The organism is Bacteroidota bacterium (assembly GCA_040388375.1).
Taxonomy (GTDB): domain Bacteria; phylum Bacteroidota; class Bacteroidia; order UKL13-3; family UKL13-3; genus JAAFJM01.
In genome coordinates, this window is record JAZKBU010000001.1 from 427,857 (window position 1) to 451,178 (window position 23,322).

27 protein-coding genes are annotated in these 23,322 nt (G+C 36.4%); 17 read left to right on the top strand and 10 right to left on the bottom strand.

Going from position 1 to position 23,322, the window contains the following annotated elements; translation table 11 throughout:
• The first annotated feature begins 103 nt into the window (after window positions 1-103).
• The 6 genes from V4538_01965 (at window position 104) to V4538_01990 (ending at window position 4,330) form a co-directional block, all read left to right on the top strand.
• The gene (locus tag V4538_01965) at window positions 104-553 is read left to right on the top strand and encodes a TPM domain-containing protein (protein ID MES2379777.1); all 450 of its coding nucleotides are present in this window, start codon (window positions 104-106) and stop codon (window positions 551-553) included.
• The gene (locus tag V4538_01970) at window positions 543-1,310 is read left to right on the top strand and encodes a TPM domain-containing protein (GenBank protein MES2379778.1); all 768 of its coding nucleotides are present in this window, start codon (window positions 543-545) and stop codon (window positions 1,308-1,310) included. The genes V4538_01965 and V4538_01970 overlap by 11 nt, the downstream gene beginning before the upstream one ends.
• A 99-nt stretch (window positions 1,311-1,409) precedes the next feature.
• On the top strand, window positions 1,410-2,171 hold the full coding sequence (locus tag V4538_01975; GenBank protein MES2379779.1) for a DNA alkylation repair protein: 762 nt from the start codon (window positions 1,410-1,412) through the stop codon (window positions 2,169-2,171).
• A gap of 44 nt (window positions 2,172-2,215) precedes the next feature.
• Window positions 2,216-2,935 (top strand): 3'-5' exonuclease, encoded by a 720-nt coding sequence (locus V4538_01980; protein ID MES2379780.1) that lies wholly within the window; start codon window positions 2,216-2,218, stop codon window positions 2,933-2,935.
• Window positions 2,936-2,960: 25 nt separating this feature from the next.
• Window positions 2,961-3,830 carry an AraC family transcriptional regulator gene (locus tag V4538_01985; GenBank protein ID MES2379781.1) on the top strand — a complete coding sequence of 290 codons (870 nt, stop codon included), beginning with the start codon at window positions 2,961-2,963 and terminating at the stop codon, window positions 3,828-3,830.
• Window positions 3,831-3,910: 80 nt separating this feature from the next.
• A complete protein-coding gene (locus V4538_01990) occupies window positions 3,911-4,330 on the top strand; it encodes an ester cyclase (protein MES2379782.1) in 420 nt (139 codons plus the stop codon).
• Window positions 4,331-4,645: 315 nt separating this feature from the next.
• Here the strand turns inward: V4538_01990 and V4538_01995 are convergent, their stop codons facing one another.
• From V4538_01995 to V4538_02015, 5 genes are all read right to left on the bottom strand, one after another.
• A complete protein-coding gene (locus V4538_01995; protein ID MES2379783.1) occupies window positions 4,646-5,359 on the bottom strand; it encodes a CPBP family intramembrane glutamic endopeptidase in 714 nt (237 codons plus the stop codon).
• Window positions 5,360-5,436: 77 nt separating this feature from the next.
• A complete protein-coding gene (locus V4538_02000; protein MES2379784.1) occupies window positions 5,437-6,012 on the bottom strand; it encodes a Crp/Fnr family transcriptional regulator in 576 nt (191 codons plus the stop codon).
• 400 nt (window positions 6,013-6,412) lie between these two features.
• The gene (locus V4538_02005) at window positions 6,413-7,342 is read right to left on the bottom strand and encodes a hypothetical protein (protein MES2379785.1); all 930 of its coding nucleotides are present in this window, start codon (window positions 7,340-7,342) and stop codon (window positions 6,413-6,415) included.
• A 329-nt stretch (window positions 7,343-7,671) separates the two neighbouring features.
• Window positions 7,672-7,809 carry a hypothetical protein gene (locus V4538_02010; protein MES2379786.1) on the bottom strand — a complete coding sequence of 46 codons (138 nt, stop codon included), beginning with the start codon at window positions 7,807-7,809 and terminating at the stop codon, window positions 7,672-7,674.
• Complete coding sequence (locus V4538_02015; protein MES2379787.1) at window positions 7,796-8,275, bottom strand: hypothetical protein; 480 nt, start codon at window positions 8,273-8,275, stop codon at window positions 7,796-7,798. Before V4538_02015 ends, V4538_02010 begins: the two co-directional genes overlap by 14 nt.
• 335 nt (window positions 8,276-8,610) lie before the next feature.
• Between V4538_02015 and V4538_02020 the strand changes: the two genes are divergently transcribed.
• Together V4538_02020 and V4538_02025 are read left to right on the top strand one after the other, a co-directional pair.
• Window positions 8,611-9,090 (top strand): GyrI-like domain-containing protein, encoded by a 480-nt coding sequence (locus V4538_02020; GenBank protein MES2379788.1) that lies wholly within the window; start codon window positions 8,611-8,613, stop codon window positions 9,088-9,090.
• A gap of 5 nt (window positions 9,091-9,095) precedes the next feature.
• Window positions 9,096-9,389 (top strand): RNA polymerase alpha subunit C-terminal domain-containing protein, encoded by a 294-nt coding sequence (locus V4538_02025; protein ID MES2379789.1) that lies wholly within the window; start codon window positions 9,096-9,098, stop codon window positions 9,387-9,389.
• A 4-nt stretch (window positions 9,390-9,393) separates the two neighbouring features.
• On the opposite strand, the gene V4538_02030 is transcribed toward V4538_02025, so the two are convergent.
• Window positions 9,394-10,104 carry a DUF6261 family protein gene (locus V4538_02030; protein ID MES2379790.1) on the bottom strand — a complete coding sequence of 237 codons (711 nt, stop codon included), beginning with the start codon at window positions 10,102-10,104 and terminating at the stop codon, window positions 9,394-9,396.
• A gap of 702 nt (window positions 10,105-10,806) precedes the next feature.
• Between V4538_02030 and V4538_02035 the strand changes: the two genes are divergently transcribed.
• The 8 genes from V4538_02035 (at window position 10,807) to V4538_02070 (ending at window position 16,216) form a co-directional block, all read left to right on the top strand.
• Entirely contained in the window at window positions 10,807-11,292 is a 486-nt protein-coding gene (locus V4538_02035) for a hypothetical protein (GenBank protein ID MES2379791.1), read from the top strand.
• Window positions 11,293-11,346: 54 nt separating this feature from the next.
• Window positions 11,347-11,943, top strand: coding sequence for a hypothetical protein (locus V4538_02040; protein ID MES2379792.1), 597 nt, complete (start codon window positions 11,347-11,349; stop codon window positions 11,941-11,943).
• 57 nt (window positions 11,944-12,000) lie between these two features.
• On the top strand, window positions 12,001-12,465 hold the full coding sequence (locus tag V4538_02045) for a DinB family protein (protein MES2379793.1): 465 nt from the start codon (window positions 12,001-12,003) through the stop codon (window positions 12,463-12,465).
• A gap of 147 nt (window positions 12,466-12,612) precedes the next feature.
• Window positions 12,613-12,996, top strand: coding sequence for a VOC family protein (locus V4538_02050; protein ID MES2379794.1), 384 nt, complete (start codon window positions 12,613-12,615; stop codon window positions 12,994-12,996).
• Window positions 12,997-13,008: 12 nt separating this feature from the next.
• Window positions 13,009-13,356, top strand: coding sequence for a YciI family protein (locus V4538_02055; GenBank protein MES2379795.1), 348 nt, complete (start codon window positions 13,009-13,011; stop codon window positions 13,354-13,356).
• Window positions 13,357-13,413: 57 nt separating this feature from the next.
• Window positions 13,414-14,649: a DUF6596 domain-containing protein gene (locus V4538_02060; protein MES2379796.1), complete on the top strand. Its 1,236-nt coding sequence runs from the start codon at window positions 13,414-13,416 to the stop codon at window positions 14,647-14,649.
• Window positions 14,650-15,078: 429 nt separating this feature from the next.
• Window positions 15,079-15,495, top strand: coding sequence for a DUF3830 family protein (locus tag V4538_02065; protein ID MES2379797.1), 417 nt, complete (start codon window positions 15,079-15,081; stop codon window positions 15,493-15,495).
• A gap of 88 nt (window positions 15,496-15,583) precedes the next feature.
• Window positions 15,584-16,216, top strand: a complete 633-nt coding sequence (locus V4538_02070; GenBank protein MES2379798.1) for a uridine kinase — start codon at window positions 15,584-15,586, stop codon at window positions 16,214-16,216.
• Window positions 16,217-16,231: 15 nt separating this feature from the next.
• On the opposite strand, the gene V4538_02075 is transcribed toward V4538_02070, so the two are convergent.
• Window positions 16,232-16,633, bottom strand: coding sequence for a biopolymer transporter ExbD (locus V4538_02075; GenBank protein ID MES2379799.1), 402 nt, complete (start codon window positions 16,631-16,633; stop codon window positions 16,232-16,234).
• A gap of 24 nt (window positions 16,634-16,657) precedes the next feature.
• Window positions 16,658-17,284, bottom strand: coding sequence for a MotA/TolQ/ExbB proton channel family protein (locus V4538_02080; GenBank protein ID MES2379800.1), 627 nt, complete (start codon window positions 17,282-17,284; stop codon window positions 16,658-16,660).
• A gap of 473 nt (window positions 17,285-17,757) precedes the next feature.
• Here V4538_02080 and secDF point away from each other — a divergent pair, with 473 nt between their 5' ends.
• Entirely contained in the window at window positions 17,758-20,703 is a 2,946-nt protein-coding gene (secDF, locus tag V4538_02085; protein MES2379801.1) for a protein translocase subunit SecDF, read from the top strand.
• Window positions 20,704-20,831: 128 nt separating this feature from the next.
• On the opposite strand, the gene V4538_02090 is transcribed toward secDF, so the two are convergent.
• Both V4538_02090 and V4538_02095 read right to left on the bottom strand, forming a co-directional pair.
• The gene (locus V4538_02090) at window positions 20,832-21,851 is read right to left on the bottom strand and encodes a fumarylacetoacetate hydrolase family protein (protein ID MES2379802.1); all 1,020 of its coding nucleotides are present in this window, start codon (window positions 21,849-21,851) and stop codon (window positions 20,832-20,834) included.
• A 42-nt stretch (window positions 21,852-21,893) separates the two neighbouring features.
• Window positions 21,894-23,246, bottom strand: a complete 1,353-nt coding sequence (locus tag V4538_02095) for a deoxyguanosinetriphosphate triphosphohydrolase (protein ID MES2379803.1) — start codon at window positions 23,244-23,246, stop codon at window positions 21,894-21,896.
• Between the last annotated feature and the right edge of the window lie 76 nt (window positions 23,247-23,322).

The window sequence follows — 23,322 nt, forward strand, 5'->3', positions numbered from 1 at the left end:
GTAAAACACAGTCATCTGAAATACTATTTAGGTGGCTGCACCACTCGCAATGACGTTTTTTTATACTTATCAGTTAATTTAACTGATTCAATAAAAACAATTCATGTCAGAACAATTTTTTAGTAAAACAGAACAGGATAGCATTGTTTCGGCCATTCAAAAGGCCGAGTTAAATACCTCAGGCGAAATACGGGTGCATTTGGAACCCAATTGTGAAATAGATGCAGTAGAAAGAGCCAAGCAGGTTTTTGAAGAGCTGAATATGCATGCAACAGAACTAAAAAATGGCGTATTGTTTTACTTAGCTTATCAGGATAAAAAATTTGCCATTATTGGCGATAGCGGTATTCACGAGAAAGTAAGCGATGCTTTTTGGAACGAAGAAAAAGAAATACTACAAACACATTTTAAAAATAAACAATTTACCGAAGGCCTTTGCTTAGGTATAGCAAAAGCCGGTGAAAAATTGCAACAATACTTTCCTTACCAAAGTAATGACACCAATGAGTTAAGCAACGACATTTCTTTTGGAGGAGACAACAATGAAAAATAAACTACTATTGGTTTTTAGCTGTTTGCTACTGACTATACAACTTTTTGCTAAAGACATTCCACCTGCACCCAATCCACCTAGATTGGTAAACGATTATGCAGGCGCTCTATCAGGCGAAGAACAGGCCGCACTGGAAACGAAGCTGAACAGTTATTTTAAACAAACATCTACCCAAATTACCGTTGTTATAGAAAACACACTAGATGGTGATGATGCTTTCAGTTATTCGCAAAAATTAGCACAAGCCTGGGGCATTGGCGAAAAAGGAAAAAGCAATGGCATATTACTTTACTTTGCTATTGCCGACAGGAAAGTATGGTTTCAGGTAGGTTATGGCTTGGAAGGAGCCATGACAGATGCCATGTCAAAGCGTATCATTAACAACAACATAAAACCCAACTTTAAAGAGCAAGCCTATTACCAAGGTATAAACGAAGCCACCGATAATATTATAAAGGTTATAGCTGGCGAAGGTTTTACCAACGACAGGAAAGCCAAGAGGAATATTCCCTGGGGGCTTATAGGCGTTGTGGTTGTATTCATTATTATATCCTTGCTTAAAGGTAAAGGCGGACGCAGAGGTGGCGGAGGCGGTGGTGGTATAGCCGAAGCAATACTTTGGGGTACATTAGCCAGTGGTGGTTTTTCAGGCCGCAACAATGGTGGCGGTGGATTTGGTGGTGGTAGCAGCAGCGGTGGATTTGGCGGATTTGGTGGCGGTAGCTTTGGTGGTGGTGGTGCCGGTGGCGACTGGTAACACTTATTGAGTCAGGTGTGTAAAGACGTTACATGCAACGTCTTTACCAATCAATGCATACTCCATTTGTTCTAAACTATTAATCATGCAAAAATTAATATGCTCAACTACGCGCAATCACTCAGCGAAATAGAATCTGTTCTTGGTAAATTAAGCATAAACGAACAACCTTCGGGCATCAATAATTTACAAAACTATATTGGTACGCAATACCATTTTTATGCTTTAAAAAATCCTACGGTACAAGGTGTGTTTAAAACTGGCTTTTCCTTTAGCAAAGAACCCATACAAGCACAAATGGATTTGTATACGCAGCTTTGGAATAAAAGCCATTGCTATGAAATAATGTATTTAAGCCTGATGTACCTAACTGTTTATGCTAAGAAAAACAAAGGTTTAGAAGCACATACCAAAGCCAAAAGTTTCCTGCCTAAAATAGATAATTGGGCGCACAGCGATTTCCTGTCAAGCATCATAGGTCGCAATATGCTGCACGATGAAGCAGCTATTTACACCGATTTAAAATCATTGAACAATAGCGGAAACCAATGGGAAAGACGTGCTTCTTTGGTGCCTTTAATTTACAACATCAAAAACAAAAAATCAGGCCTTACACCCAATCACTTTTTCGAATTGATTAATCCGCGTATAGCAGACGATGCCTATTTTGTACAAAAAGCCATTGGCTGGTTGTTGCGCGAGTTTGGCTCTGTTTATCCGCATGAGTTGCTGGCCTTTTTATATAAGCATGCTTTTGAAATGAGCAGCACAGCCTTTGCATCGGCCAGCGAAAAAATAGATAAAACCGACAAGGAACAACTGAAACAAATACGCAGCGATTATAAGAAACTAAAAAAATAAAACTTTTAAAAACTCTGTTTATATTCGTTTAAAAACATAGTGGCATGCTCGAACAGTTAGATTTAACCAAAGTATTAATTTTAGATATAGAAACCATTCCTCAATACGCAAGCTTTGATGAGTTGCCCGACAGGTGGAAAGAATTATGGATTAAAAAGGCAGGCACTATTAACAAGGATGCTACATTGGATGCTTCATCCATCTATCCGCGGGCAGGCATTTATGCCGAGTTTGGGCAAATAGTTTGCATATCGGTTGGTTTTTTTAACAGCTCGGGGCGCTCTTACCAGTTCCGTATAAAATCGTTTTACGGCCATAACGAAGAAGAGTTGCTTATTGATTTTTGCAAAATGGTATCACGCCATTTTGATAGCCCTGACGATTTATTATGTGCACACAATGGTAAAGAGTTTGATTTCCCTTACATAGCACGCAGGTGCGTTATTCATAAAATACCTTTGCCTGATATGTTAAACATAGCAGGGAAAAAGCCTTGGGAAATTCGCCATCTCGACACGATGGACCTATGGAAGTTTGGCGACTATAAAAGCTATACTTCGCTTGATTTACTGGCAGCTGCTTTTAATATACCTACCCCTAAAGATGATATAGACGGAAGCCAGGTTTGGCAAGTATACTGGCAGGAGAAAAACTTAGAGCGCATTAAAAATTACTGCCAAAAAGATATTGTAACTGTAGCGCAACTGCTGCTTAGTTTCCGGGGCGAAAACCTGCTGAATGAAGAAGACATCATCATTGTTTAACACTACTTATTAAAAACACTACTGCATGCCTGTTGTTAATTTACCGCACGATATTGACCCCGATAAAAAACCGGAAAGCATTGTTTTTCATAATTACCTTGCTTCGTTCAACTCGTTAAAGGGCAAAAGCATTTTACATACCAATGCCATCAGTCTGGTAATGACGGGTGAAAAAACCATGCACTTTGCCGATAAAACAGTCAACATCAAAGACGATGAATTTCACTTTCTTTCCTCGGGTAATTGTTTAGCCTCGGTAAGTATATCGCCACTTAAAAAATTCAGGAGCATACTCCTGTTTTTTGACAGCAAAGTGTTAACAGATTTTTATGTAAAGTACCATGCAAAAGTGTCACCAATAAAGGCTTCGCAAAAAATTAAGTCCGAACCTTATATAGCTTTTAAGAAAGATGAATTTGTATTACACTTTATACAATCATTACAAATACTTTTTGCATCCGGCAATCCTATTTCAACAGCCATGAAGCTGCTGAAATTTGAAGAGCTGATGCTACACCTGTTAGAAAATTATCCGGAAAAATTACTCGCTTTTCAAAACGATAAGAACCATACGTTAAGCGATTTTGAAATACGAAAAGCGGTTGAAACCAATATAGTAAACAATATGAGTATTGAAGAGCTTGCCTTTTTATGCAATACCAGCTTATCAACTTTTAAAAGGCGTTTTACCCAAATATATGGCACATCGCCAAAAAAATGGATGCTGCAAAAAAGAATGGAAATGGCCAAAGACCTTTTGCATAACGAACATATAAAACCAAGCGATGTATTCCACCAGATTGGTTACGAAAACCACTCTAGCTTTAGCGAATCGTTTAAACAAAATGTGGGATTAACTCCCAAAGAATTTCAGGAACAGCTATTGAACGTATAGCCATATTTTTTGAACCAATACCCTTAGTGGGTGGCCTGCGCAGCATTGTAATATTGCATCATTATAACAAACAAAATAATATGCAATTCACCACAGAACAAAACAAACAAATCGTAACACGATTTAACAAAGAATTTATTGAACAAGGAAACATAGATGTGTTTAAAGAATTAATAGCTGACGATGTAATAAACCACAGCGCGCCCGCAGGTACTTCAAAAGGACCCGACAGCATGCTATATTTTTTACAACACATTTTAAAGGCGGGCTTCCCCGATATACAAGTGGAGATATTGGACCAGGTAGCCGAAGGCGATAAAGTAACCACACGCAAAGTATTTCATGGTACCCATACAGGCGAAATAATGGGCATAGCTCCTTCCAACAAAAAAGTAACTATTAACGTAATTGATATCATCAGGTTACGCGATGGAAAATATATAGAGCATTGGGGCGCCAGTAATTTTTCAGATATTATAAAAGAAATAAGCATGCCTTAACATGACTCCGAAGGAGTCAAATATGAATAACAGGACACTCAACAAATAACGGACTCCGAAGGAGTTCAATGTAAATAAAAAACTGTTTACATACCGGTATTCGACCCCTTCGGGGTCGCGAATTAACTCACCACATCATTAGCTATTTATATTTGACCCTTTCAGGGTCATTAGTAAGTGATATTCCATATAGATTTGCTATAACCTTATTGCCCTTGTTGGTGTTCTTCACCAACAAGTTTTTCGAAATTGCACATTAGCCTGCCTGATGCAAAACCCCTGTTACCTGCTGGACTTTTTTGAGTTAAGATTATTTTATTTCGTTGTCGCCATTAGAAAAAGTGTTCCAATTATTATTACGTCTTGTATAAAATGTATTGTCCAAGCCCAAAAGAAGCCATTTGTTTCGTAAAGCGATTTGGCTAAAACAAGTCCTAAAACTCCTGCCATAGTTGCACCTATTAATCCATTTGGCATACCTGCTAAATGTGGAATTCCAAATAAAATAGCCGAAATAATAAAAACTGTCATTGGTTGTAAAAGCCCTTTTAGCGGTGATACTATTCCCATTCTATATATCATTTCTTCTCCAAATGAATTAGTTAACGAAAAAAGTAAAATCCAAAAAATGCCACTTTGTAATAAAGTCCAATTAACCTGTGCATGTTTCAGTTGAAAATACATAAAAGTTGCTGTTGCTAAACTTATGAATATTGTCAATGAAATTCCTGTTTTCAGCCAACTGTCATTGGCTTTAATTCCAAACAATTTCAATTCATTCGCAGGCTTTGAAATGTCGCCAAATTTAAAATAGTTAAACAAATTTTCTTTGCTTAAAAAATAGGTTACAGTCAAAGAAAGTAAGGTAATAAGCAACAGCAAAAACTGGTAATTAAATTGAAAGTTTATATATTCATTTTGAGAAACTTCAAACAACTTTGAGGTTTTCAGTTGTTGAGAAACCAATAAAATCAATGCCGTAAATACTACAACAAGAATTATCGGTAATGCTATTTTAAACTTTTCCATTTTTATACTTGATTACAATTAGTGCAAAAATGAAAACATAATTTAAAAAAAACATATCGTATGGTAAGAAATGAAAATCAAGACATCTTTTTTCTTATTCGGCTAAAACTTTCTGGTGTAATTCCCAAATATGAAGCAATGTATTTGTTTGGCGTCCTCTGTATAATGTTTGGTTGCTTTTCAAACATTTCAAGATAGCGTTGTTCGGCAGTTTTTGATAATAGTTCTAACTGTTGCGTTTGTTTGTGTATGTACAAACTTTCAGATGCAATTTGGCAAATTCGTTGCCCATATTCAGTTTTCGACAATAGCTCAAAATTTTGTTTGTCTATCCTAAAAAGAGTAGAAGGTTCAAAACAAATCACTTCGAGTTCTGTCGACTGATTGGTGATAAATGAAAAATAATCGCCAAAAAAATCACCTTCGTAACACAAGTCAATGCACAGATAATTATTGTTTTGAAACAACATAATTCCACCTGAACCTTTTAAAATAAAATAAAAGTATTTTTCTCGCTCGCTATACTTTTTTAGCACTTCGTTTTTAGCAGTTTCAATTACTTGTCCACTTTCAGCAAATGTTTCCCAAATTTCTATCGGTGCATTAAAGTAAAGATCAAATGTTTGCTTAAAAGTGTCTGCTAAATTCTGCATTTTTATTTACTGTTGTTATTCAAAGGGTGTCTCGTAGCCTTGCAGGTAAATTGTATATAGGCCCCATAATAGGAGACCAATCTCTCTATTTTGGCTGGACAGGTCTCATAAATAGCCCTTTTATTTTCAAATGTATGTTTTATTCATAAATCATCCATGTACTTTTTACCCTTGTTGGTGTTCTTCACCAACAAGTTTTATAGCTTCAACTATTTACAAAATACCCAATGTAATTTAAACATAAACCACGTCAGTAAATTTAGTATTGCTAACTGTTCCACGCCTTGCGCTGGTGCCGATTTTGGAAACGTATGTGTCCACAGATATAATTTAATTAGAAAACGAAAAGCTCAATGTTAGAAGTTACCGGCACTTGCGCAAGACGTGTGTTACGCGTGGTTTAGTCGAAGGAGTCATGTTTCCAATGGTCAACTGTAATTCGATCATATTCCGACATTACGGCCAACTCTTTTAACCCGTCATAAATAGGGTCTGGGAATCGCTCTAGCGCTGCAACAATATAAATTGCATGTTCATGATTAATTTCAGTCTTCGAATCTTTTAACACTTTCTCAATCATTTGCCTTGAGGCCGAGTCTTTATATTGAACCATGGCTCTGTAAAGCATTCCTAGAATGTGGCCAGTGTTAGTTGAGACCTCTGCAAGTTCTCTCTTCTGAATGGTCTGCAAATAAGGAAAGAAGTCATTAGCCGGGAAATGTCTTACAGCCTTCAGTCCGTCAAACCACTGCCAGATACTTGTGTCCACTAATAATTTAACTATTAAATCTTTGTCGCGTTCCTTATGGAATTTGGAGAGATATACAATACACTTACCTGAGGATGTCTGAATGTAAATGGATCTTATTCGTTCATAGTGCTTTTCACTTGCAGGGGCTCTTTGGATTGCACTCCACTTGGCTGAAAGCATTATGGTAGCATCAAAAATCAATATACTGTCTATGAGGTTATTTTCTGATAAGGATAATTTATAAGCATCAGGTTCTTGATATTTGGAAGTTACCACATCCAAGAAGTAGTCACCAACCCGATACCTTGAAATTATGCAACCTTGAAAGGTTTTAACTGTTGTCGTGTCATGTAGGTGCTTGGTCAGAATTGTCAATACACTCGAGTCCTTCCTTTTGGCTAAAGCAAGAAAAGCGTAACATCTAACGGAAGCATTAGCATTGTCAGTAAGTAAAAGTAATTCTGATTTTGTCGCTATCTTGTTGAGATTCTCAAAATTGATATATTGTTTAGACCTCGCACCTCCCTCTCCAATGGCGCGACTGTGAACCTGATTGTAGTCCGCAATAGAACGAACCAAAGTTAGTACCCTTGGCCGTATATTTTGTCCCGTGGAACTAAATTGTCCGCACGTGAATAGAAAAGCTATTATAATGGATATGATTCTCATAAATCACGCATAACTTATATATATGTGCTATTTTATGGCACATATCCAACCAAAATTTGATGGATTGGTGCCATAACTAAATGCACATAATCGTATTGCAATGTATTACTATTTCATAAATCATCCATGTACTCTTTACCCTTGTTGGTATTCTTCACCAACAAGTTTTTACAGCTTACACTATTTACAAAATGCCTCATGTAATTTAAACATAAACCACGTCAGTAAATTTAGTATTTCTAACGTTTGGCAGATTTGCGATGGGCGGGATTTTTACCACTGAACTTTATGCGGAGTACAGAACTTTCGGCTAATACTAAACTGTCTGCGGAGCGCGAAACCCCACCTATTGCAAATGTGCTGTTAGTGGCTGGCATTTCTATCTTTGATTATTTTTATGTCCTGCTTTTTGTCCGTCAACCACAAATGAATTTCATAAAAGTCATCTCCATCAAGTCCATCGTCACTTATTTTGTCAAGATTACCATAATAAAGTCTTGCTCTATAAATCCCATTTTTAAGTTCAATTCTTTTTGCCTCTGGGAAATAGTCTGTGCAACCTGCTATTACAATTTTTCCTGAACTAATTTCTATGTCGCACTCGTTTATTTGTACAATTACATTTTCGTTGTCAGTCAAAAATGGTGGTTCAATGTCAAATGTTTTAATTGTTACCGGAACATACATATTCCTTACTGTTCCAACACCTATTGTTCCGTCCGCTGTCGCTAAAAGTTGTTCAACTGCTTCTGTTGTCCACTTGTCGCCCAAATCACCATCTACTTTTTCGTCTTGAATATAGAACTGAAAGTAGTCTGCAAAAAGTTCTAATTTAATTTCCATGTTCACTGTCTTATGGTTGTCTTGTATGCTTGCCACTAACTTATATATATGTGCCATAACCAAGTGCACGTAATTATATTGCAATGTATTACTATTTTATAAATCATCCATGTACTCTTTGCCCTTGTTGTTGTTCTTCACCAACAAGTTTATCGCTACTAGTCTTTTTGTGTTACCATCTTTGGTAGACTCCGAAGGAGTCAAATCTGAATAAAAAATACAACCCACCAGACACCCGACCCCGAAAGGGGTCGAATAAAGCCATAGCGTATTTACCACCCTATTATTTTGTCTTTGTTTTTTTTATTTACTTTGGGCAAAAGTTTTAACAACCTATGACCCCAAGCATCACCACAATAACAGCAAAAAAACTGGTAGGCACATCCGTTACCATGTCGTTTGCCAATAACAAAACAGGGCTTTTATGGCAAACATTTATGCCCAAGAGAAATGCAATACAGCATACTAACAACAACGATTTATACTCCCTGCAACTATACCCAAGCTCCATTATTGAAAATGGATTTAGCTTTGATACCCAATTTGAAAAATTGGCATTGAAAGAAGTAAGCAGCTTTGACAATATACCTGAAGGCATGCAACCGTTTGTTTTACCCGCTGGCTTGTATGCTGTTTTTCATTATAAAGGACTATCAACCGACACTACCATATTTGATTTTATATTTAAAACCTGGTTACCACAGTCAGGTTATGTATTAGACAACAGGCCACATTTTGAAATACTGGGTGCTTTATACAAAAACAATGACCCTGCCTCGGAAGAAGATATTTATATACCCATCAAACTAAAATAGTCAATATGCCAACTGCTCCTAAAACAGCCCGGACATGCAGTCGCGGGCACGTATATTATAAAAGCAGCGATTGTCCTACCTGCCCCATTTGCGAAAAAGAGAATAAACCGGAAAGTAGTTTCCTGGCTTTACTATCGGCACCCGCACGCAGAGCACTGCAACAAAAAGGCATTGATAGTTTAGCCCTGTTAGCTACTTATACCGAGGCCGATATTTTACAGCTGCATGGTGTAGGCAAAACTACTTTACCTGTATTGCGCAAGGTTTTACTAGCCGAAGGCTTACATTTTAAAGGATAAAAAATTATTCATCACCTCTCTGACCTTTAGGTACAGTATTATTACACTGTTTGCTCAATGCATCCATTTGTTTCATTAATTCCAAATACTCCGTTTTTTTTAAGGTTATATAAAAAGCCTCCGTAGTATGTATTAATTCCTCAAATACGGGCACGGCTTCTGCCCGTAAAGTCAATATATTTTTTTTAGGTTGTTGGGCTATATCTGCATTGCGCAACAAAAACAGTTCGTTAAAACCTATGTTGGCTTCCTTTAGCTCCGCCACCCACTCCGTAGCATGCAGTAAAGTTATAGCGGCCTGCATAGGCACATGGGTTTCGCAGTCGTTTACAATGCTGCTAATAACTTGTGTTTCGACTAAATAATTCATTTTGGCTATGCGGCTGCCAAACCTGTCCATACGCTCCAGTATTAATTGACTCGCTTCCCGGTAAGTGGCATTATAATGTGTTTCATAGCTCTCCACCAGTTTGCGTATGCCTACTATAGCCGCATCGCGCCTGGCATCCAAACTTTCAATATCATTGGTTGCTTTGTTTCTTTTATCTACCATAAAAACCGTATCCATATCGGCTATACAGTTTTCCAGCGCCACTACCAATGGCTCCAGTTGCAAAGCGCTTATATCGTATGCACGGTAGATGGCTACCGTATCAATATAATACTGCATCAATACTTTGTTGCGGTAATCTTTTAGTTTGGGTACAGTTTTCATAGCTAAGCTCCTTTACAGTTTGGCTACTACATAAAAGCAAAAAGAAAGAAAAACGTATGTGTTTTTGCCTCTTTTTTTTGTAAAAACATGCTGCCTACGTTAGCGGGAACTAAAATAAATGAATGTAAAGCTTGCTCCCCCGGGGAGGAGCAAAAACCTTGCGCGGTAAAGGCTGCTCCGCTGCGGAGCAACACTTCCCACCAAAAAGAAAAGCTGCTCCCCTGCGGAGCAACAAAAAATTCCTGCGGTAAAACGTGCTCCGCAGCGGAGCACACTTTAGCGCGTGTTTTAAAAGCCGCTCCGTTGGGGAGAAACAAAAACGGACAAGAAAAACATTTACTGACAAAATAACAATTAACTATAAATAAAGTGAAATCTTCACGATTAACGTAGTATAATCAACCCTCTTGAACACAATTTCCCAAAACTATAAAGCACAATTTAAAGCCACAAAAAAGGCAATAATGTATAATTTTTAAAGTAAACACTGAGGATGAACTGCGTCACCCAATGTTTTCAATACTTGTCATATATAACTTTTTAAATATTGATGTAGAAAATCCATATTTAATATTATTAAACGTAATTATTTTCAATAAAAGTTTTCATTTTACAACAACAAACACCCTTACATGCATCTGACAAACAAATACTTACAAAAAATATGGCATGATATTAGTGGATTCCGTATAAAAAAATTATATGATAGAAAAAGAAATAAATGAAGAGCAATTGAAACTTCTTGAGTATTTAAAAGAGTTTTACCCATCAAAAGAAATTGATATTACAAATTTCTTTAAAAAAGCAAGAGCTAAATATAATGTTAGCGATCAGTATTTATATTATAATGTTTATGCTCAAATAGAAAATAGATTCATAGATTTTCATGTTGATTCAATAAAATTGAATTTTTCAGCTGATGTCTTCCCTGTTCATGCTACACTTAAGCAAGAAGGATATGAATATTTAAATTCTATACCTGTTTCAAAACAAAATAAAAGAACTGCATTCTGGTACTATCCCTTACTAATTCTTTCTTTATTTGGAAACTTCAAAACATTTGTTCTTGATCCAAATCAGAGCCCAAAACCCATCATTATTGAACAAAAACTGCAAGAAATAGATAGTTTGATTAAAACTATTCAATCAAATATGCCGACCATATATAATAACATTTCTAAAAATTAAACTTATTGATACTTATAATTAACAATCATAACAAAATATCAAACAATAAATATAATGACAGATATAATTACAAAAACCAAAACATCAATTGAACTTCCAACTTTTAATGGGGGTTTTAATCAAAAAAACTTAAAGGAACATATAAATAATTTAAAACCAGATGTGCTTAAAGATGAGGCTGCATTAGCAGAACAATTAACTATTATAATAGACAAGTTTCACTTGGAACAAGTTCATTTCTCGGAGTGTGAAGTATTAGGTCATGAATATCTATGGAATGAAAAAGGCGAATTCACTTTTAATGTTAGAATTAATTTCAAAGGGTCTATTGAATTATTTCAATACTATGATGACAAACTAAGAAAAGAAAAAATAAGTAAAAATCCTCATGGAAAAGAACCTAACAATCTTAAAATATACCAACCAGATGATAATAAAACAATTATTTTTAACTTTAAAATAGACTCCTTAAATAATAACCTTGACTTAAATAGAAAAATTGAAGATACCTTATTTTATACTAAGGAATTGATTAATGCAAATAACCAAAAAGTAGAGGACTATAATAAAGAAATCTCCTATCAAATTAAATTAATGCTCTATGATTATCAAAAAATCATACTCAGGTTATATAATATGACTACCGATTAAAATAGTTCGAATAAATTTTACAAATCTACTTCTATATTGCCTCCTCAATATAGATACATGAAAGAATTACTATTAAAACAAATACAATTTGAACATTGGGCCAATACTACTTTGCTGGCTTCTATGAAAACCGCCAATCCATTAGATGCAAGAGCCCTCTTTTTGTTTTCGCATATTTTATCGGCCAGTAATATGTGGTTAAGCAGGGTTAATGGCACACCTATTACTACTGCCCTGTTCCAGGAAAGAGATTTAGCCGAATGTGAAGCTTTGATACACGAAAACACCAAAAACTGGATTGAGTTCATCAATAAAACGGATGAAGCTGAATTCAAAAAAATACTGGAGTTTATTTTACCTGTTGACGGAAGCCAAAGACGTATCCGTGTGCAGGATGGTATTTTGCATGTGGTGCACCACTCCTCATACCACCGTGGCCAGATTGTTACCAAACTAAAAGGTACGGTAGAAACCCTGCCACTGGTTACCTATATTATTTATGCTATTGAAAACCTTGATTAAATAGCGCACAACCAAAATTTAACTGTTTAATAATTAAAGTATTTGGGCGTTGGAAAAATATTTTTTTATCTTGTTGTCCGGTTTTAAAAAGTCAATCGTCATTAGGGTACAAATTCAATAAATTTTTACAACTTAAAAACAACAATTATGACACCAGAAGTTAATGCAATTAATTGGTTTGAAATATCGGTAAGCGATATTTCACGCGCCAAAAAGTTTTACGAAACTATTTTTGGTATTGAAATGCCTGTACAGGAAATGATGGGTATGCAAATGGCCTTTTTTCCCGGTGAAAACGGGAACGGAAAAGTGGGCGGAGCCCTGGTACAAAGCAATTCGCATAAGCCTAGCATGGATGGCGCTAAAATATATTTAAATGGGAACCCCGATTTGGATAATGCTTTAAGCAAAGTAGCAACAGCAGGCGGTAAGGTAGTAATGCCTAAAACACATATTGCCGATGATATAGGCCATATGGCATTTTTTATTGACAGTGAAGGAAACAACGTAGCTTTACATTCTAACAATTAATTAAAACCGAAGATGAAAGACTTTTTATTGATTTTTAGAATGGATGTAAATACACCACAACCGCAATTATCGCCCGATGAAATACAAGCTATGATGAAACCTTGGCAAGACTGGATGGGTAGCATAGCTGCACAAAACAAATTGGTTGACCAGGGTAATAGACTAGAGCCTAATGGCCGTGTGGTTAAACCGAATAATATAGTAACCGATGGCCCTTTTGTAGAAATAAAAGAAGCCGTAGGTGGTTATACCATTATCAAAGCAGCATCGTTTGACGAGGCGGTAGAGATTTCCAAAGGCTGCCCTATTCTGCATGTTGGCGGACACGTAGAAGTACGAGCCATTATACCGATGGATTAATTATTTGAAAACAATAAATTGCCTGCTCGTTTTAAAACAGAGCAGGCAATTTTTTTTATGCAAACAGAAACTGATTTAATACCTCACCTGTTTAGAACAGAGTTTAGCAAGCTGGTAGCGGTACTCAGTAAGCTGTTTGGTATTGAACACATAGAAACGGCTGAAGATATAGTAAGCGAAACGTTTTTACTGGCAGCCGAAACCTGGGGACAAAAAGGCTTACCACCCAATCCTACTGCCTGGCTTTATACCGTTTCAAAAAATAAAACGCTCGATTATATTAAGCGCAACAAACTGTTTTCCGATAAAATTGCGCCCGCTTTACAATCCAGTCAGGACTTCAGCATCAGCGAAAAGGAAATTGATTTATCGCCACGAAACATAAACGATAGTCAGCTGCAAATGATGTTTGCCATTTGCCACCCGGGCATACCTGTAGAAGCACAAATAGGTTTATCGCTTAATATTTTGTGTGGTTTTGGTGCGGAAGAAATAGCCGATGCATTTTTATCGAACAAAGAAACCATATACAAACGCTTGGCCCGTGCTAAGGAAAAACTAAGAACGGAAAAAGTAAAAATAGAGCTGCCTCCGCCAACGGAAATAAGCAACAGGCTGGATACCATTTTAACTACTTTGTATTTATTGTTTAATGAGGGCTATTACTCTTCCTCCCAAAATACCACCTTGCGCCAGGAGTTGTGTATAGAAGCCATGCGCTTAAACCTGATGCTTATTACCAATGCCGCTACCAATATACCCGCAGCCAATGCTTTACTGGCATTGATGTGTTTTCACTCTTCGCGCTTTGAAGCCCGCACCAACCAAAATGGCGAACTGATTTTATACGAGGAGCAGGATGAAACACTTTGGAATAAGGAATTGATAAGCAAAGGCGAATTGTATTTAAACCAGGCATCGCAAGGCAAACAATTAACAAAATACCATTTGGAAGCGGCCATCGCTTATTGGCATACGCATAAAAAAGACAGTGCTGAAAAATGGGAAAATATTTTACAGCTTTACAATAAACTATTGATAGTAGCTTATTCGCCCATAGTGGCACTGAACCGTACCTATGCCTTGGCAAAAGCCAATGGTAAAATAGCGGCTATACAAGAAGCGGAAAAGCTAAACTTACAGCACTTGCATTTATACCATTCTTTATTGGGAAACTTATATACCGAGGTAGATAATGCCAAAGCAAAAGCCCATTTCAACACCGCATTATCATTGGCCAAAACAACAGCGGATAAACAAGTTATTACAAAAAGTGCTGCGGCTTTGCAGTAATGGTTAATGACCTTGAAGATGTCAAGTATCAATAACCATTACTGCAACATACTTATTCGACCCCTTCAGGGTCGTATGTTTTCGCGGTTAACATTTTTTATTAATATTAGACTCCTTCGGAGTCTACCAAAGAAAGTAACACCAAAAGACTCGTAGCGATAAACTTGTTGGTGAAGAACACCAACAAAGGCAAAAATTGGACTCCTTCGGAGTCATTTCATACTATTGCTTGTGTTCATATAGCTGTGTTTACATGCAGGAATGAATGACCCTGAAAGGGTCAAATATAAATAGTCAATAAAATCATGAGTTGATTCGCGACCCCGAAAGGGTCGAATAGCTAGTATCAAAATCAGGTATTACAATAATAGTTTTGCTAAACAATATTTGTTTCATTTATTCGTTCAACCCTATTTACATTTAAAAAATATGAAAGGCTTTAAACTGATTACCGCTGACCAACAGGAAATACATTTTGAATATTACTTAACCGAAGCTCCAGTAACGGTCCAGGCTTTTCATACCCTATTACCTTTTACCAAAACTTTTTACCATGCCCGTGTATCGGGTCAGGAAATATGGATAGACAATGTGCCTCCTTTGGATATTATACAAGAAAATGCCTCGGTTTTTACGGAAGCCGGTGAAGTGGTTTTTGGACCTGCTAAACCCACCCGAACAAAAACGGCCAACTGCTTTGGCATTTATTATGGCGAAGGCAAAGGACTGGACGCTGCCAATATTTTTGCCAAAGTGGTGGCGGCTGATTTTCAAAAATTACAGGAATTGGGCGATAGCATCTGGAAAAACGGCTCTCAGGATTTGTTGATTGATACATGGAATTAAGCACTTAATAGTTTCCCTGTAACAGCTATTACCCATTCATTTTTAAATTTTATTTACTGCATGTATTGTACTATTTTGCAGCCCGATTATGCATAAGCAAAAACCTTATTTAGTTGGTATTACAGGCGGTAGTGCTATGGGTAAAACCTATTTTTTAAAATCGCTCAAAAAATTATTTCCCGCTAACGAGGTATGTGTGGTTAGCCAGGATAATTACTACAAACTGGTTTACGAACACCCCAAAGATGAGCAAGGTGAAACCAATTACGACTTACCTGATTGCATAGATTTAGACGATTTTGCCAACGATTTACGTAAACTGCATAACAACGAAACCATATACCGCCACGAGTATTTGTTTCAGCACGAAAACCAACAAGGCCCTTTATTGGAATTTAAACCTGCTCCCATTATAGTATGCGAAGGCTTGTTTATTTTTTATGCGGAGAACATCAGCAAACAGTTTGACTTAAAAATATATATACAAGCGGAGGAAAGTGTAGCTTTAAAACGCAGGTTAAAACGCGATATAGCAGAGCGTAATATTCCGGAAGATTTTGTGCTGTACCAATGGAAAAACCACGTAATGCCTGCTTACCAAAAATACCTGCTGCCATTTATGGCCAATGCCGATATTATTATTAATAACAATACGCATTTTGAAAACAGCTTAACCATGCTGGCTAACCATTTTAAACAAATAATTGCGGATAGTAAATAGGGTTTAAAAAGGCGTTTATTGTGCGCCTACCTGCGTAGCCATTACCACCCTAATTTTTAAGCGGGTACCAATAGAAAGTATATCAACCAAATCCTGAATATTTAACTTGGCATCCATACGCAAAACAATAGTCGGATCTTGAATGCCGGCTGTTTTTTCTTTAATTACCTGTTCCAAATTAGCCGGGTCTATTTGCTCATGTTCAAAATAATATTCTTTGCTTTCCTTAACGGTTAAAGCAAATTGTTTTTTATTTAAGGTCTGGCTTTTTTCTCCTTTAGGTAATAATACCTTTATTACATTTGGGTTAGCAATGGTTGATATAATTAAAAAGAAAAGCAACAGGAAAAACATAATATCGTTTAACGATGATGTTGATACCTCTGCCTCAAAACGTTTTCTTCTGCGTAATTTCATAATCGTTTATTGCTTTATTACTGATTAGCTGTCTAAAATATCAATAAAGTCAATGGCGGTAGCTTCTAACTTAGCATTAAATTTATCAATCATACTGTTTAATAAATGGTAACCTGTATAAGCTATTACCCCTACTATTAAACCTGAACCTGAAGTAATCATTTTTTCGTACAAACCACCGGCTATAATACCTATACTGATATTATCGCTAACTGATATGTTATAAAATATTTTAATAATACCGGCAATGGTTCCAATAAAACCAAGCATAGGCGCTATACCTGCTATAATACCTAACCAGTTTAGGTTTTTTTCTAAAATACCTGTTTCTAAACTGGCAGTACTTTCCATACTGCTTTCAATTTCGTTAATGGGTTTACCTATACGCATGACCCCTTTTTCAATTACACGGCTAATGGGTGAGTTTACTCTTTGGCAAAATGCACGGGCTGCTTTTAAATCGCCTTTGGCTAATAAATCTTTTAAATTATTTAAAAAATTGGCTTCCATTTTCGATGCATTCCTGATATAAATAAAACGCTCAATCATAATATAAATAGTAATTACTGAAAGCAATCCTATTGGAATCATAACTGCACCACCTTTAAAAATGAGCTCTAAAAAATTTAAGCCTTGTTGTGTATTTTCCATGTGTATTTATTTAAAATATTGAATAAAACGAAAGTATAGGCTGTTTGGTGCTTTCAATTGTGCAGTTATAAACAGTATGTATAAATAATCGGCTGCATTAGCCAAAAGTGTTCACATAAATGAGCAAATGAAAACGGAAAAAACGGGTACGCTTTGCTGCTGAAAATACCTTCCTGAAAACAAATGACTGTTTTAAAATGTGTTGGTCCGCCAAAAGCAGGTTTACAGCCAGTAATTTAATTGCTGTTTTTTGCCTGTTTTGTTACTTTTAAATACTTCAAATAAAATCAATCAATTAGCTAACAGGCTAATTACTAGTGGTTTTAAAAACTTTGCTTTTAAGTAGTCAAAACATATATTTGCGCTCCTTTGTAAAATTAGCAGAAATGTACATATTGCCGAGGTAAAATGTTAAACGGGTATTATGTTTAACACCATAAAAAGTACAACAAAATAGAATACATACATACAAAATGAAAATTAAAGGAGCAGTAAAGTTTTTTACCGTTGCGCTAGTGATAGTTTCCTTATTCCAACTATCATTTTCACTGGTAACTTACCGAGTAGAGCAAAAAGCAAAGGCTTTTGCAAATGGTGATTTAGAAAAAGAAAGAGCCTACATTGATTCAGTTGGCCGCGAAGTGGTTTACAATATTGGTATAAAAAAATATACCTACTTACAGTGTAAAGCACATGAGTTAAACCTTGGTTTGGACTTACAAGGCGGTATGAACGTAACTTTAGAGTTAAGTCAGGACGAGTTAATGAGAGGTTTGGCTAACAACAACCCGGATGCAAATTTTAACAAAGCCGTTAATATGGCCGCTGATGCAAGCAGAACAAGCCAAAAAGATTTTGTTACTTTATTTGGAGACGCTTACACTCAGGTTGACCCTAATGGTAGACTGGCTGCTATTTTCTCTAATGCAGGTAACCGCGATAAAATAAAATTAACTTCATCAAACAGCGAAGTAATTAATTATTTAAAAGAAGAAGCCAATTTAGCTATTGAGCGCTCATTTAAAGTATTACGTACTCGTATTGACAAGTTTGGTGTAACCCAACCTAATATTCAAAAATTAGAAGGAACAGGTCGTATTGTTATTGAATTACCTGGTGTTGACAATCCTGCCCGTGTGCGCAAATTATTACAGGGAACAGCTAAGTTGGAGTTTTACCAAACTTACGACAACCCGCAAGCATACCAATTCTTATCATTAGCTAATGATGAATTGAAAAAAAGCAAATTGCCTGCTGATAGTACTAAAACAGCCACTGATACTGCAGCCGCTAAAAGCGCTTTAGCTGATATTGGTGGTACTACAACTAAAGCTGACAGCACTAAAGCCAATAAAAAAGATACTGCTGCTAACAAGCAAATGACTCCTGAGCAATACCAAAAAGAAAATCCTTTATTGGGTATGGTAACTCCGGTAATTGACGATAAAGGACAATTACTACCTAATGGTTCATGGTGTGGTATCGCATTAATCCGCGATACAGCTAAAATTAATGCAATGTTGGCTATTCCTGCTGTTAAAGCTATTATTCCAAACGATTTAGTATTTGCATGGGAATACAAAGCCATTGGCGAAAACGGTGCTGCTGTGCGTTTACACGCTTTAAAACGTGAGCGTAATGGCGAAGCCGCTATCAGTGGAGAGCACGTAATCAGAGCTAACCGCGATATTTCGCAAACTACCGGACAAGTAGAAGTAAATATGGCTATGGATGCTATAGGAACTACTGAATGGAAAAACTTAACCAAACAAAATATTGGTCACTCTATAGCTATTGTGCTTGATAATTTAGTTTACTCATCGCCTAACGTACAAAACGAAATTCCTAACGGAAGTTCAGTAATCAGCGGTGGTTTTTCTGATGAGGAAGCAATGGATTTATCGAACGTATTAAAAAGCGGTAAATTACCTGCTACTACCCGTATAGTGGAAGAGGCAGTAGTTGGACCAACTTTAGGAGCTGAAGCTATCAGCCAAGGTTTATGGAGTATGATTATAGGTACTATAGTTATTTTAGTATTTATGGTATTGTACTACAACAACTCAGGTTACGTAGCGGATTTTGCAGTATTATTAAACGTATTCTTTATATTAGGTGTGTTGGCCTCAATGGGTGCAGCATTAACCTTACCGGGTATTGCAGGTATCGTATTAACCATTGGTATGGCGGTAGATGCAAACGTGTTGATTAACGAGCGTGTAAAAGATGAATTACATAACGCCCGTAATTTAAAAAATGCTATTGCTGACGGATATGCCCATGCAAGTTCTTCTATTATTGACTCTAACTTAACTACTTTATTGGCCGGATTTGTAATGTATGCATTCGGTACAGGTCCTGTTCAAGGTTTCGCTATCACTTTAATTATTGGTATCTTATCATCAATGTTTACTGCGGTATTGTTTACACGTGTTGTTACTGAGTGGTGGTTAGATAAAGGTAAAGAAATTAAATATGCTACTGAGAAAACAATGAGAGCATTTAAAAATTTCCATTACGACTGGGTTGGTAACCGTAGAAAATTCTATATTTTCTCAGGTACTATTATTCTTTGTGGTTTTGTTTCTATGTTTACCAAAGGCTTTACTTTAGGTGTTGATTTCAGAGGTGGTTATACTTATATAGTACAATTAAGCAAACCGGTTGAAACCCCTCAGGCACAAGAAGCATTAGCGGCTGTATTTGGTACTTCACCTGAAATAAAAACATTTGGTACTAATAATAAAGTTAAAATTACTACTACTTACCGTATTGATGATGTAACACCAACGGTAGGAGATGAAGTACAGGCTAAGTTAATAGAAGGTTTAAACAAAGTTGACGATAAAGCTGTTGTTTTAAGCTCAGCTAAAGTAGGGCCAACCGTTGCAAACGATGTAAAAACAGGTTCGTTCTGGGCAGTGCTTATTTCATTAGTTGGAATCGGGTTATACATTTTGGTTCGTTTCCGTAAATGGCAATATACTTTAGGTGCAATTGTTGCATTAACGCATGACGTATTAATGATGTTAACTTTCTACTCTATTTTTGATGGTATTTTACCATTTGCTATGGAAGTTGATCAGAATTTTATTGCAGCTATATTAACCATTATCGGTTTCTCTATTAATGATACCGTGGTTGTATTTGACCGTATTCGTGAGTTCTTAGCCATCCACAAACGTGAAGAAGACACCAAATCAATTATTAATAATGCATTGAATGATACTTTAAATAGAACCATTATTACTTCATTAACTGTATTTATGGTAACTATGGTACTATTTATATTCGGTGGTGAAGTTATTAGAGGCTTTACTTTTGCTTTGTTAATAGGTATCGTATTTGGTACTTTCTCTTCATTGGCTATTGCAACGCCAATTGTAGTTGACTTTGACACCAAAAAAGTTAAAAAATAATAAACGCATATAAATAAAAAAACCTCCAACAATTAAATTGTTGGAGGTTTTTTTATGGGTTATACTTTATAGAAATAAAAGCAATACAGGCCTTATACTTTGCTTATGTACTCTTTATTTGTTTTGTATTAAACTGTTTTTGCAGGCTTTTTCTTTAAAGCCAGTATGGAGAAATCGGTATTCTCTTTTTTAATGGTATTGCTTAATTTTCCTAAGCCTGTAATTTCCATTTCTACCACATCGCCATCTTGTAGCCATTGTGGCTTAAAGTTTTTATCGTTTAATAAACCTGTACCGTTTAGCTCTAAAAAGCATCCTGTACCTACGGTACCGCTTCCTATTACATCACCCGGTAGAATATCAACACCATAAGCGCAACGCTCTATTATCTCGGCAAATGTCCAGTCCATATCGCTTACATTGCCTTCACTTACCTGTACACCATTTACCCAGCATTTCATACCTAAGTTATAGGCATTACCTACATGGTTTGCTTTGGCCGGTACTTTAAATGGTTCTAACTCATCAGGTGTTACAAAGTATGGCCCTATTACGGTTGAAAAATCTTTGCCTTTTGCCGGCCCTAGGTTTAACAACATTTCTTCCATTTGCAAGGTACGTGCACTCATGTCGTTCATAATCATATAACCGGCTATGTATGCATCGGCCTCACTGGCTTTTATGTTGCGTCCTTTTTTACCAATAACAATAGCGGCTTCTAATTCAAAATCTAACTTTTGAAAATGATCAGGCATACATGGTATGTCGCCAGGACCCTGAATAGCATTGTGGTTGGTAAAATAAAATATCGGGTATTGATCAAACTCTTCAATCATTGGCACACCACGGTTTCTGCGTGCTGCTGCCACATGCTGCCTAAATGCATAGCCATCTCTGCACGAGGTGGGTTGCGGAACGGGTGCTTCTAATTTTACATCAGCTTCTAACACAAATGGTTTTTCTACTTTGCCTAATTTTATTTGGGCATCCCATTTTTTTGCTTTATCCATTACTTGCTCTCCGGCAAATAAAAACTTACGCATTTTATCGGGGAATGAAGCATCTAAATCTTTCAATGCCCATATTTTTCCATCGTGTATAATACCTAATTGGGTATTTTTCTGATGTGTGTAGGTAACTAATTTCATACTTTAATTTTTTAAAAAATATCGGGTCAAATATAGGTGTATTTATCCTAATTGAATGCCTTTGAGTTTGCGGTAAAAACCAATGGCTGCATTATCTGTCATACCTGAAATAAACTCACCTATTTTCATGATACGTTCGTACAAATCGTGCGAGGGTATTTTGTTTTTACCTATAAATTGTTCGGGTATTAACTCTATTACTTTTTGGCTTCGGTAATACTTAAGTGTTTTATCCTGTTGTGCCATGTAATGTTGGTTAACAGCTGAAATACATATATGCAATAGGCCGCTTATTACTTCAAAACCGGCTGCTTCTATTTCTATAACAATGCGGTTCTTATATACTTTTTCACGAGTAATGGTTTTTATTTTATCAATTAAATGGCTTTTACTGCTTAGCTTTATCAATGACTGGTTGAAGGTTCCATTTAAAATGGCTTCTTCGTTTTGCATAAATATTTGAGCCAGCTCATTGGTTAAATAATCAATGGCGGAAGCACGCAGAAAACCCACCTGTCCTTCAAAGGTCATTTGCTCAAACTTATCCGCTTTATAGTTTTCTACAAAAGGTATAAGCAGTTCTTTAGCATGGGCAAAATCTATCCATTTTAAATTTAAACCGTCTTCAAAATCAATAATGCTGTAGCATATATCGTCAGCGGCTTCTACTAAAAAGGCTAAGGGATGGCGGCACCAGTTTAAATGCCCGTCATTGCGGGTGTTTAACAAACCTAATTTGGTAGCTACATCTTCAAAATAGCTTGCTTCGCTTTGAAAAAAACCAAACTTTTTTTCATGTACCTGCTTATCGGCATAAACGGGTAAACTCTCTTTTGGGTATTTACTAAATGCTGCCAGGGTCGGATAGGTTAAACGCAAACCTTTATCGTTACCACTTGAATTGGTTACTACTTTAAATCCGTTGGCATTACCTTCAAAATTAATAAGGTCTTCCCATTTTTTATCATCGGCTATTGCTTGCTTCAATGTTCCACCCTGCCCGTTTAAAAAGTATTCGCGTATAGCATCTTCACCACTATGCCCAAAAGGCGGATTGCCAATATCGTGTGCCAAGCAGGCGGCCGCTACTATACAACCTATGTCGTAACTACTTAATGCGGTGTTTAACTCGGGGTATTTTAACAATAAAGCTTCTGCTACTTTCCTGCCTAAACTGCGCCCAACGCTGGAGGTTTCTAAACTATGGGTTAACCTGTTATGTACAAAATCGTTTTCGGGTAAGGGTATTACTTGTGTTTTATCCTGTAGTTTTCTAAATGGTTCTGAAAACACTACTCTGTCAAAATCGCGCTCAAACTCGGTTCGGCTTGTAGCGCCATCTTGTAAGGTTTGTTTGTATCTATATGGTTTTAATAATTGAAGCCAATTCATCATAAGTAGGTGCAAATAAAATAACTACAACCTAGTTATTACTATGTGTTGGTAAAAATTATATAAGTATGCTTTATAA

Bases quoted from the DNA above. Each gene is read 5' to 3' on its own strand.
- V4538_01965 (MES2379777.1), top strand. From the start codon at position 104: ATGTCAGAACAATTTTTTAGTAAAACAGAACAGGATAGCATTGTTTCG.
- V4538_01970 (MES2379778.1), top strand. From the start codon at position 543: ATGAAAAATAAACTACTATTGGTTTTTAGCTGTTTGCTACTGACTATA.
- V4538_01975 (MES2379779.1), top strand. From the start codon at position 1,410: ATGCTCAACTACGCGCAATCACTCAGCGAAATAGAATCTGTTCTTGGT.
- V4538_01980 (MES2379780.1), top strand. From the start codon at position 2,216: ATGCTCGAACAGTTAGATTTAACCAAAGTATTAATTTTAGATATAGAA.
- V4538_01985 (MES2379781.1), top strand. From the start codon at position 2,961: ATGCCTGTTGTTAATTTACCGCACGATATTGACCCCGATAAAAAACCG.
- V4538_01990 (MES2379782.1), top strand. From the start codon at position 3,911: ATGCAATTCACCACAGAACAAAACAAACAAATCGTAACACGATTTAAC.
- V4538_01995 (MES2379783.1), bottom strand. From the start codon at position 5,359: ATGGAAAAGTTTAAAATAGCATTACCGATAATTCTTGTTGTAGTATTT.
- V4538_02000 (MES2379784.1), bottom strand. From the start codon at position 6,012: ATGCAGAATTTAGCAGACACTTTTAAGCAAACATTTGATCTTTACTTT.
- V4538_02010 (MES2379786.1), bottom strand. From the start codon at position 7,809: ATGCCAGCCACTAACAGCACATTTGCAATAGGTGGGGTTTCGCGCTCC.
- V4538_02015 (MES2379787.1), bottom strand. From the start codon at position 8,275: ATGGAAATTAAATTAGAACTTTTTGCAGACTACTTTCAGTTCTATATT.
- V4538_02020 (MES2379788.1), top strand. From the start codon at position 8,611: ATGACCCCAAGCATCACCACAATAACAGCAAAAAAACTGGTAGGCACA.
- V4538_02025 (MES2379789.1), top strand. From the start codon at position 9,096: ATGCCAACTGCTCCTAAAACAGCCCGGACATGCAGTCGCGGGCACGTA.
- V4538_02030 (MES2379790.1), bottom strand. From the start codon at position 10,104: ATGAAAACTGTACCCAAACTAAAAGATTACCGCAACAAAGTATTGATG.
- V4538_02035 (MES2379791.1), top strand. From the start codon at position 10,807: ATGATAGAAAAAGAAATAAATGAAGAGCAATTGAAACTTCTTGAGTAT.
- V4538_02040 (MES2379792.1), top strand. From the start codon at position 11,347: ATGACAGATATAATTACAAAAACCAAAACATCAATTGAACTTCCAACT.
- V4538_02045 (MES2379793.1), top strand. From the start codon at position 12,001: ATGAAAGAATTACTATTAAAACAAATACAATTTGAACATTGGGCCAAT.
- V4538_02050 (MES2379794.1), top strand. From the start codon at position 12,613: ATGACACCAGAAGTTAATGCAATTAATTGGTTTGAAATATCGGTAAGC.
- V4538_02055 (MES2379795.1), top strand. From the start codon at position 13,009: ATGAAAGACTTTTTATTGATTTTTAGAATGGATGTAAATACACCACAA.
- V4538_02060 (MES2379796.1), top strand. From the start codon at position 13,414: ATGCAAACAGAAACTGATTTAATACCTCACCTGTTTAGAACAGAGTTT.
- V4538_02065 (MES2379797.1), top strand. From the start codon at position 15,079: ATGAAAGGCTTTAAACTGATTACCGCTGACCAACAGGAAATACATTTT.
- V4538_02070 (MES2379798.1), top strand. From the start codon at position 15,584: ATGCATAAGCAAAAACCTTATTTAGTTGGTATTACAGGCGGTAGTGCT.
- V4538_02075 (MES2379799.1), bottom strand. From the start codon at position 16,633: ATGAAATTACGCAGAAGAAAACGTTTTGAGGCAGAGGTATCAACATCA.
- V4538_02080 (MES2379800.1), bottom strand. From the start codon at position 17,284: ATGGAAAATACACAACAAGGCTTAAATTTTTTAGAGCTCATTTTTAAA.
- secDF (MES2379801.1), top strand. From the start codon at position 17,758: ATGAAAATTAAAGGAGCAGTAAAGTTTTTTACCGTTGCGCTAGTGATA.
- V4538_02090 (MES2379802.1), bottom strand. From the start codon at position 21,851: ATGAAATTAGTTACCTACACACATCAGAAAAATACCCAATTAGGTATT.
- V4538_02095 (MES2379803.1), bottom strand. From the start codon at position 23,246: ATGATGAATTGGCTTCAATTATTAAAACCATATAGATACAAACAAACC.